Here is a 9,133-nt window from a genome sequence, read left to right as displayed (position 1 = left end):
TGATTTAGCGAAGCAGACGTTGTTAAACAATAAAAGTTTATTGATTGAAAAACCATTGACGCGGCATTTTGTTGGTGCTAATGAACTTTTGCGGTTAGCAAAACAGCGAAATTTATTAGTCTTTGAGAACTTTTCACCGTTGTTTTCGCCGCTCATACAACAAATCAAAGCTTTGATAGCGCAAAAAGCGATTGGTGATTTAAAGTTTTTTGATGTGAAGGTGGGAATCAAAAATCCACCAGCTTGGTTTACCGATTTATCAGCTGGCGGTGGTGCATTATTTCATAGTGGATCAATGATTATTGCATTGATTCAGTCGCTATGTGGTCATCAAGTTACGCAATGGCAAGGGTTAGAAAATAGTCAGATTGGTCAAGCTGATTCAAGTTGTAATTTAGTGCTTAAGGCTGAAAATATTTTGTGTAATGTTTTGATTGCTGCTGAACCAAGGCTTGAGAATGAAATTCTTTTGTATGGCACGGAAGGCCAAATCAAGGTCTTGAATTTTACTCAACCAACTGGAAAGGCTGTTTTATTGTCGTCAGGGCGGTCAAAAGATCTGGTAACCAATCAGGCAGTGGATAATTTAGTTTATCTACTTGACTGGTTTGATCAGCGTGTAATCGCCAATGATCAAACTTGTTTAGCAACTGCTGCGAAGTTGATTTTAAACTCGCGAAAAGTAATTGAATCACTTTATCAGCAGTGGTATGGTGATCCTTTGAACTAACTCTAATGAAAGCTGACTGGTCAAAAGGCCAATTTGTTTTTTTTGGTTGACTTCTAAAATTTTTTTAAGCTTTCTTTTTTAGCAGAGAAAGATTGGATTTTATTTTTTAAATAACCTAGAATAAATTTAGCAAGCTCAAACTAAGGGGGCTAAATTTTGATTGCTAAGTCGATTGAAAGTTTGTTTGAACAGCGTCAGGATCATTTTTTGATTCCAGCCGAAATTGTCGCTAATGTGCAGGAAACTAATCATTTGGATCATGCATTTTTAGTTTTAACTAAAATCAAATATTCAAAAATTCCGGTTCTTGATAATGAGCAGCATTTTAAGGGACTACTGTCGTTATCAATGATAGCTGAGACAATGTTAGGGATGAATGGAATTGATCCATCAACCTTACCCAGACACCAAGTAAGAGAAATCATGCAGACTGATGTACCAACGATTGAATTACCATATGATATTGAAGAAATTCTGCATTTGTTAGTTGATCAACCATTTTTAGTAGTGGTCGACAAAGATCAAATATTTACTGGGATTGTTACTCGTCGTGAGATTATGAAGGGTTTTAATTATACTGCTCATGAGTTAGAGCATTATTTTACAGTAACCGAAAAACAAACAGAAAAAATTGAGCAAGAAAGCTAAGGAGAGTCTATATGTCGAAATTAGATGCGAATGAAATTATCAAAACAATTGCTAATGCAAAAAAGGCGACGCCCGTTAAGGTCTTTCTTAAAGGGGATTTAAATGAAGTTAAAGTTCCCAAAGAGCTTGATGCTTACTTTGGTAAAAAAGCTGGTGTATTATTTGGCGACTGGAAAGAAGTTGCTGCATTTTTAAAAAAGAATCAAGCTAAGATTAAAAAGTATCGAATTGAAAATGATGGCCGTAATACTGGGGTCCCGTTGCTCGATAAGAAAAAATTTAATGCCCGAATCGAGCCAGGGTCAATTATTCGTGATCAAGTCGAAATTGGTGATAATGCAGTGATTATGATGGGAGCTGTGATCAATATTGGTGCAGAAATTGGTGAAGGCTCGATGATCGATATGGGTGCTATTTTGGGTGGCCGTGCAATTGTTGGCAAGCATTGTCATATTGGAGCAGGAACGGTCTTAGCCGGAGTGGTTGAACCTCCGTCTGCTCAGCCAGTTGTGATTGAAGATAATGTTTTAATCGGTGCAAATGCAGTCGTCTTAGAAGGAGTGCGAGTTGGGACTGGGTCAGTAGTAGGTGCTGGCGCTGTTGTGACGAAAGATGTTGCTCCCGGAACGGTTGTTGCTGGGGTACCAGCACGTAAAATTAAGGATGTTGCCCAAGTTGCTGAAGGGAAAAAAGAATTGGTCGATGATTTGCGCAAAATCTAATTGGTAAATTGGAAGAATGGGAATGATAAGATGAGTTTATCAGCAGAAAATTTGATTGCAATTCGGCGGCAATTACACCGAATTCCAGAAATTGGAATGGAAGAGTTTGAAACTCAGGCTTTGTTGCTGAAAATTATTCGGGCAATGCCCCAAGCTTTTTTACAGATCAAAACCTGGAAAACGGCAATTTTAGTTCACGTTCAAGGTAGTCAGGCGCGTTATACCATTGGTTATCGCACGGATATTGATGGACTGCCAGTAACCGAAGAAACTGGGTTGCCATTTAGCTCACAGCATCCAGGCAAAATGCATGCTTGTGGTCATGATATTCATATGACGGTCGCATTAGGAATTTTAAGTTATTTTGCTGAACACCAACCGTTGGCGAATTTAGTGTTTATCTTTCAGCCAGCCGAGGAAAATGCCAGCGGCGGCAAACAGTTATATGAAGCAGGAGCCTTGGATGAGTGGATGCCTGATGAAATTTATGCATTTCATGATAATCCGCAATTGCCGGCTGGGGTGATTGGCTGTCGCCAAGGGACTTTATTTGCCGGGACTTGTGAAATTCATGCTAAATTTATTGGAAAAAGTGGTCATGCGGCCTTTCCGCAAAATGCCAAGGATATGGTCGTGGCAGGTGCAGCCTTTGTTACGCAAATCCAGACGATCGTTAGTCGCAATCTTGATCCAATTCAAGCTGGTGTGGTCACTTTAGGACATTTCAATGCTGGGACGGTTGGCAACGTGATCGCCGGAACTGCACAAATCGATGGGACAATTCGTGCTTTGACCCAGGAAATTAACTTAAAGATTCAGCAACGGGTACGAACGATTGCGGAATCGATTGCAGCTGGTTTCGAATGTCAATTGGAGTTGGATTTGCATCAAGGCGGGTATTACCCAGTCGAAAATGATCCACAAACGACCAAATCATTTATTAGCTACATGGAAAATACTCCTGGGGTCGCTTATCAAGAAACTCAGCCAGCAATGACTGGAGAAGATTTTGGCTTCCTATTATCAAAAATTCCTGGAACGATGTTTTGGCTAGGAGTTGAGAGCCCATATTCATTGCATTCTGAGCATTTAGCGCCTAAAGAAGGAGCAATCATCAAAGGTGTGACCGCGATGATTGGCTTCTTGAAACAACGTCAAATTGAAATTAAGAGTAAATAAATAAGGTCTTCTAATTGAAGAAGCAATAATGATAGATTAAAACATCTAGCGTTATAAGTAGCTTTAATAGCAATTAGAAGGCCTTATCTTATATCTTAATGAGATTTTTGTCTTAAGACGATGTGGTTAAATTTAATGGTGAATTAGCGATTTTGTAACCAGCTTGTGTAAGTTTTTCCAAATAGGCCGCTAGAAAATCACGCTGCACAGTATATTGTGCACCGTTTTTGGTGTAGATGATGACCCTTAATGCTAAGCTTCCATGGCCATTATCAATGGTTCCTAATAAGGTTGGTCCCTGCGTAATTTCAGGATAATTTGGTGCCATTTGCTGATTTACCTGTTTTATTAATGCACTCATCCCTTGGATATCTTCGTTTGGATCAAAATAGACATCGACTAAAGCACGCATATCATTGCGCGAAAGATTGCTGACAATAGTGATATTTCGATTAGGAATAAAATGCAAGGTCCCATCATAATCAATAATTTGTGTTGTCCGCAGACCGATGGCATGGATCGTTCCGGAGATCGATCCAATTTTCACTTCATCACCGACATCAAATTGTTGTTCCAGCAAAATAAAAAAACCAGTTACAACATCAGTGACAAAGCCCTGTGCACCTAAGCCTAAGGCAACGCTGACGATTCCAGCACCAGCAATCAAGGTGCCAACAGGGATTCCTAAAATTGATAAAATTGCGTAAAAGTAAAAGAATAAAATACTATAATGAAAAATGTTGAGGGATAAGGTATAGATTGTTTGTAATCGATTAGCTGAAAGATGGTCGCTTTTTTTAGGACGCTTAAAACTACGGCTAATAAGTTTTTTTCCAATCCAATTAATTATAAAAAACACGCTGGAAATCAGAATAATTGAAAGAAAGGTAGTCACGATTTTACTAATAACACTATCCCAGTCAATATTAGTAAAATAGTGCGTGATGATATTTGTTTGTTGACTCATCTGCTTTGAAACAGATGAAGATAATGATCCATTGTTTTCAGCTAAGTAGAAAAAATGCATTGCAGCAACACTCCTTTATTTCTCTATCTATCATAGCAAAATTTCAGACGAACTGCAGTATAACTAAGGAAGTAACTAGGTATTATTTTAATTGCAGTTTTGTTTCAGCAATGCTATTCTTAAGCAAAGTGAAAAAAATAGGAGGATATTTTGGATGACACTTACGTTTGGACAGTTGGCTGGCTTGATCGCCGCCTTAGCTTTTTTATTGCTGGTTGTTTTTTTGTGTATGCTGATCGTCAAATTAGGTAAGGTCATTAAAGAAACGCAGCAATCGGTTACTTCCTTGACCAAAGATGTTGATTCAATTTCACAGGAAGTTGAAAATCTACTTGCCAAGACCAATGTTTTACTTGATGACGTTAATCATAAAGTCAAGACGATCGATCCGTTTTTCAAGACAGTTGCTGATTTGAGCGAAAGTGTCTCTGACTTAAATGATGCCAGCAAAAACTTGGCTAAAAAAGTTACTAGTTCTTCAAAAAAAGTTGGCAAAACAGCCTTAGTTTGGAATGCACTTAGCCACTTATATAAAAAACATAATCAAAAGGGATAATTAGTTAATTTGAGGAGGAATATAAAATGAGTAAAAAGACATCACTTTTATTTGGTTTAGCTACGGGGCTCGTCGCCTATACACTTACCAAAAAAGTTTTAAAAGAGCATCGGCCAGAAATTAAAGCTAAATTACAAGAGCTTAAAGATAATGGGACTGAAGTTGGCTTGCGTTATTACGATTATGCTAAAGATTATCTGAATAATCAAGGCAATGTCCAAACATCATTTGCTGATTTAAAAGAAAAAGCACGTGATGTGGCAGATAATTTAAGAAATAATGATAAACTCCAGCAGGCGTTTACTTCTTTAAAAGATGCAACTGAGGAATTAAAGGAAGAGTTGGTGAGTCAGCATCTGGAGCAAGAAAAACTCGATGGCGAAAATGAAGATGAAATTGTAATTGATGGTCGTTCAGCTTTTGGAGAAGCTAAAGCGGCAGCGGATTTTGAAGAAGACCATCCAACTGAAACATTTTTCCCACACGGAGAGTAATAGCAACACAATTAAAGCTTACAGTGCCAAAAACCCCCTAAATTTTTAATTTAGGGGGTTTTCTATTAGAAAATTAAGAGCTTTTATGAGTAGTGATGAATCTTTATTTAACTGGTAAGATTTTTAAGTCTTTGGAAGTATGCGTGAATGGTTCAACGCCGTCCGCAGTAACATAAACACAATCTTCAATCCGGACACCAGCAATTCCTGGAATATAAATACCAGGCTCAATTGAAAAGCACATGCCAGGTTTAAGGACTAAGTCATTTCCCTCCATTATTGATGGAAATTCGTGTTCACTTTGCCCCATACCATGCCCCAAGCGATGAATAAAGTATTGACCATAACCGGCTTTTTCGATGATGTTGCGTGCAATCCGATCCAATTCAGCAGCTGTAATTCCCGGCTTAGCAGCAGCTTGTGCTGTTAGTTGGGCTTCAAGACAGATCTTATAAATATCTTGTGATTTTTGGTTGATCTGACCAAAAGCAACTGTGCGACTGGCATCAGAAATATAGCCATCATAAATTACTCCTAAATCAAATAAGACTAACTTGTTTGGTTGAATAAAATCTTTTTTTGGTGCGCCGTGTGGTTCTGCAGCGTTAGTTCCACTTTGAACGATCGTGTCAAAACTAGTATGCATGATGCCTTTTTGTTTTAGTGCATATTCGATTTCAGCGACAACATCTTGTTCGGTCCGTTTGGTTGTTAAAGCTTTAAAACCAACCTCGAAAGCAAAGTCAGCCCATTTCCCAGCAATTCGCAGTTTTTCAATTTCATCGGCGGTTTTGATTAAACGTTCTTTTTGAATCACTGGAGTCAAGTTACCATTAAATTTTGCGTTAGGGAACTTTTGCTGTAGCTGTTCAAAACGGCTAACATTGAGATTGCCCTTTTCAATTGCCCAGCGCTTTGGCTGAGAGATCCGTTGTAGGATTTTGTCTTTAATGATGGAATATGGATCTTCGTGATCTAAGTAGCCATAAACTGGAAAATTCCAGCCGGCTTCTTTAACCGCTTCAACTTCTAAAGCTGGGGCAAAAATAAATGGATCCTGATCAGGAAAAATAAACAGTGCTAAGGTTCGTTCAACTGGATCGCTGCTGAAACCAGTAAAGTATTGAATATTTTGGTAGTCGCTTATATAACCAATTTGATAATTATTTTTAGCTAACCAGGTTTGAATATTTTCAAGATGTGACATTTAATCGCTTCCTCAAAATTTAAATTACTTTGATTATAGCATATTTAGCGAAAGGGATTAAATTCACCCCAGTTGATGTTCTGAAAATAATGAAAACTTAATGAAAATAAGCTATTTCAGTTAATTAACCGCTTGCAATTGTCGAATTATTTTGCTAAATTAGATAGTGATAATGAAAATGAAATGAAAGCGAGAGGCATATAATGGAAAAACATACAATTACGATTTATGATGTAGCACGAGAAGCTGACGTTTCAATGGCAACCGTTTCACGAGTTGTTAATGGCAATCCAAATGTTAAACCAACTACTCGAAAAAAGGTCTTAGAAGTCATTGAGCGCTTGGACTATCGCCCTAATGCGGTTGCCAGAGGGTTAGCTAGCAAAAGGACTACTACAGTTGGGGTAATCATCCCCAATGTTACCAATATTTATTTTTCTTCATTAGCTCGAGGAATTGATGATGTTGCCACAATGTATAAATATAATATTATTTTGGAAAATTCTGATGGCAATTCACGGAAAGAGATTTCTGTTTTGAACACCTTATTAGCTAAACAGGTGGATGGTATTATTTACATGGGCAATAGTATCAGTTCAGAGTTGCGTTCACAGTTTGCCCATAGCAAGACCCCAATTGTTTTGGCAGGATCGATTGATGATCAAGAAGAGTTCGGCAGCGTGCACATTGATTATGCAGCGGCAATCGAAGAAGCAGTGGCTGACTTATTAAATCACGGCAATCAAAGAATAGCTTTTATTTCCGGGCCTTTGAAAGAACCAATTAATGGTAAATATCGCTTAGCTGGTTATAAAAAAATTTTAGCAAAAAATGGAATTGAATTCGATCCGGAACTGATTTTTGAGACTGATTATAGCTATCACGCCGGTGAAATGTTATGGCCAGCAATTGTTTCCGCTAAAGCAACTGCTGCTGTGGTGGGTGATGATGAACTGGCAGCGGGCGTTTTGAATGGTGCACAAGATGCTGGTGTTAAGGTTCCCCAGGATTTTGAAATTGTAACTAGCAATAATTCAAAGATCACTGAAATTGTTCGTCCCAAACTTTCATCGATTACTCAGCCACTATATGATATTGGAGCTGTTTCAATGCGCTATTTAACGAAATTAATGAATAAAGAAGAAATAGCTGAAAAAACGGTCGAGTTGCCATATGGTTTTATTAAGCGCTCATCGACTAAATAATAAAGTGGGGATTTTTTGAAAAGTAAAAACGACACACGATTATATTTACTGCTGGCGCTTCTAGTTATGGGAATTTTATTCATTAGTTCTTCAATGACATATCAGCAACAAACTTCAGTTCCTTTTCTTGAAAAATATTTGTCTTTTAAACCATTTGAACGTCAATTATCACAAATTTCTTTTACGTATGCGGGACAGACTATCAGTATTGCAACTAGCGGTTATTATAAATTTGTTGAATTCTTTATGCGTAAAGCGGCTCATTTTTTTATTTACTTAGCACTGGGTGTCTTTTTTTGCATTAGCCTTAAGAACTAGACTTAAGAGTAGTTTATTAACAGTTTTTGTGTGTACTTTAATGTCGCTGGGATATGCGGCTTTAGATGAATTTCACGAAATGCTGACTGGTGATCGGACTCCTTTGTTTCAAGATGTAATTTTGGATGGATTTGGAGCGTTAACGGGAATTTTATTGGTGATGTTGATCAAACGTAAAAGAAAGTAGTAAGTAAATTTGCTTTAAATTAATTGTTTTGTTAAAATTTATATGACTGTAACGTCAATTTGCTATTACTAATTGGAAAGAGGTATTAGAAATGTCAGGACATTCTAAATGGAATAACATCCAAGGCCGAAAAAATGCTCAGGATGCAAAACGTGGTAAAATTTTCCAAAAATTGTCACGTGAGATATATATGGCGGCTAGAACTGGCGGTCCTGATCCAGATGGAAATCCACAATTGCGTTTAATGGTAGATAAGGCTCGTGCAGCTAATATGCCAAAAGATAATATTAAACGTGCAATCGATAAGTCAACTGGAGCAGATGGAGCAAACTACGAAGAGATTACGTATGAGGGCTATGGTCCTGGGGGCGTTGCAGTTTTAGTTCATGCCTTAACTGATAATCGTAATCGAACTGCTTCAGCTGTCAGAGCTGATTTTACGCGAAATGGCGGCAGTTTAGGTGAGACCGGATCGGTTAGTTTCATGTTTGATCGAAAAGGCTATATTGCGATTGCTCGCGAGGATCTTGATGTGACTGAAGATCAGATGTTTGAAGATGTTATCAATGCTGGTGCGGAAGATCTACAAACTTCAACAGATGTTTTTGAAATTTATACTGATCCAAAAGATTTTACAGCAGTTCGCGATGCTTTAGAAAAGAAATATGATTTGGCAAATGCTGAATTAACTATGATCCCTAAAAATTATGTTGCAGTACCTACTGATAAGGTGGAGCAATTTGAACGGATGATTGATCGTTTGGAAGATGAAGATGATGTTTCTGAGGTCTTTCATGCCGGAGAATTACCGGAAAATTGATTTTTTAAAAGAATAATTAATTAGTTGTTTACGGATCTGG

General features: G+C 37.8%; 12 protein-coding genes. 10 read left to right on the top strand and 2 right to left on the bottom strand.

The annotated features are described in order from the left end of the window. The 4 genes from ON15_RS07300 to ON15_RS07285 all read left to right on the top strand — a co-directional run. Positions 1-730: Gfo/Idh/MocA family protein (locus ON15_RS07300; RefSeq protein ID WP_010580837.1), on the top strand; the 730-nt coding region annotated here is incomplete at its 5' end. 156 nt (positions 731-886) lie between these two features. After that, positions 887-1,378 carry a cyclic-di-AMP-binding protein CbpB gene (gene cbpB, locus ON15_RS07295; protein ID WP_010580836.1) on the top strand — a complete coding sequence of 164 codons (492 nt, stop codon included), beginning with the start codon at positions 887-889 and terminating at the stop codon, positions 1,376-1,378. Between the two features lie 11 nt (positions 1,379-1,389). Next, complete coding sequence (dapD, locus tag ON15_RS07290) at positions 1,390-2,100, top strand: 2,3,4,5-tetrahydropyridine-2,6-dicarboxylate N-acetyltransferase (RefSeq protein ID WP_010580835.1); 711 nt, start codon at positions 1,390-1,392, stop codon at positions 2,098-2,100. Positions 2,101-2,130: 30 nt separating this feature from the next. After that, positions 2,131-3,279, top strand: a complete 1,149-nt coding sequence (locus ON15_RS07285) for an N-acetyldiaminopimelate deacetylase (protein ID WP_010580834.1) — start codon at positions 2,131-2,133, stop codon at positions 3,277-3,279. A 112-nt stretch (positions 3,280-3,391) separates the two neighbouring features. Here ON15_RS07285 and ON15_RS07280 read toward each other — a convergent pair whose 3' ends face one another. After that, positions 3,392-4,306, bottom strand: a complete 915-nt coding sequence (locus ON15_RS07280) for a mechanosensitive ion channel family protein (RefSeq protein WP_010580833.1) — start codon at positions 4,304-4,306, stop codon at positions 3,392-3,394. Positions 4,307-4,460: 154 nt separating this feature from the next. Between ON15_RS07280 and ON15_RS07275 the strand changes: the two genes are divergently transcribed. Together ON15_RS07275 and ON15_RS07270 are read left to right on the top strand one after the other, a co-directional pair. Then, the gene (locus ON15_RS07275; protein WP_010580832.1) at positions 4,461-4,862 is read left to right on the top strand and encodes a DUF948 domain-containing protein; all 402 of its coding nucleotides are present in this window, start codon (positions 4,461-4,463) and stop codon (positions 4,860-4,862) included. A 26-nt stretch (positions 4,863-4,888) separates the two neighbouring features. Then, positions 4,889-5,356 carry a hypothetical protein gene (locus ON15_RS07270; protein WP_010580831.1) on the top strand — a complete coding sequence of 156 codons (468 nt, stop codon included), beginning with the start codon at positions 4,889-4,891 and terminating at the stop codon, positions 5,354-5,356. A 103-nt stretch (positions 5,357-5,459) separates the two neighbouring features. Here the strand turns inward: ON15_RS07270 and ON15_RS07265 are convergent, their stop codons facing one another. Then, positions 5,460-6,563, bottom strand: a complete 1,104-nt coding sequence (locus tag ON15_RS07265) for a M24 family metallopeptidase (protein WP_010580830.1) — start codon at positions 6,561-6,563, stop codon at positions 5,460-5,462. Between the two features lie 203 nt (positions 6,564-6,766). Here ON15_RS07265 and ccpA point away from each other — a divergent pair, with 203 nt between their 5' ends. The 4 genes from ccpA to ON15_RS07250 all read left to right on the top strand — a co-directional run bounded on the left by ccpA (position 6,767) and on the right by ON15_RS07250 (position 9,093). Beyond that, positions 6,767-7,768 (top strand): catabolite control protein A, encoded by a 1,002-nt coding sequence (ccpA, locus tag ON15_RS07260; protein WP_010580829.1) that lies wholly within the window; start codon positions 6,767-6,769, stop codon positions 7,766-7,768. Between the two features lie 15 nt (positions 7,769-7,783). Then, positions 7,784-8,086 carry a VanZ family protein gene (locus ON15_RS12205; RefSeq protein ID WP_328285376.1) on the top strand — a complete coding sequence of 101 codons (303 nt, stop codon included), beginning with the start codon at positions 7,784-7,786 and terminating at the stop codon, positions 8,084-8,086. Then, positions 8,055-8,273, top strand: a complete 219-nt coding sequence (locus tag ON15_RS12200) for a VanZ family protein (RefSeq protein ID WP_328285375.1) — start codon at positions 8,055-8,057, stop codon at positions 8,271-8,273. Before ON15_RS12205 ends, ON15_RS12200 begins: the two co-directional genes overlap by 32 nt. A 91-nt stretch (positions 8,274-8,364) precedes the next feature. After that, positions 8,365-9,093 carry a YebC/PmpR family DNA-binding transcriptional regulator gene (locus ON15_RS07250; protein WP_010580828.1) on the top strand — a complete coding sequence of 243 codons (729 nt, stop codon included), beginning with the start codon at positions 8,365-8,367 and terminating at the stop codon, positions 9,091-9,093. Positions 9,094-9,133 lie beyond the last annotated feature (40 nt).

Source organism: Liquorilactobacillus vini DSM 20605, from assembly GCF_000255495.1.
Taxonomy (GTDB): Bacteria; Bacillota; Bacilli; order Lactobacillales; family Lactobacillaceae; genus Liquorilactobacillus; species Liquorilactobacillus vini.
Note: the sequence above shows the minus strand (reverse complement) of the source record. Positions and strands in the feature narration are given on the sequence as shown.

Coding starts and splice junctions, on each gene's coding strand:
- ON15_RS07285 (WP_010580834.1), top strand. CDS start 2,131: ATGAGTTTATCAGCAGAAAATTTGATTGCAATTCGGCGGCAATTACAC.
- ON15_RS07280 (WP_010580833.1), bottom strand. CDS start 4,306: ATGCATTTTTTCTACTTAGCTGAAAACAATGGATCATTATCTTCATCT.
- ccpA (WP_010580829.1), top strand. CDS start 6,767: ATGGAAAAACATACAATTACGATTTATGATGTAGCACGAGAAGCTGAC.
- ON15_RS07265 (WP_010580830.1), bottom strand. CDS start 6,563: ATGTCACATCTTGAAAATATTCAAACCTGGTTAGCTAAAAATAATTAT.
- ON15_RS07250 (WP_010580828.1), top strand. CDS start 8,365: ATGTCAGGACATTCTAAATGGAATAACATCCAAGGCCGAAAAAATGCT.
- ON15_RS07270 (WP_010580831.1), top strand. CDS start 4,889: ATGAGTAAAAAGACATCACTTTTATTTGGTTTAGCTACGGGGCTCGTC.
- ON15_RS07275 (WP_010580832.1), top strand. CDS start 4,461: ATGACACTTACGTTTGGACAGTTGGCTGGCTTGATCGCCGCCTTAGCT.
- dapD (WP_010580835.1), top strand. CDS start 1,390: ATGTCGAAATTAGATGCGAATGAAATTATCAAAACAATTGCTAATGCA.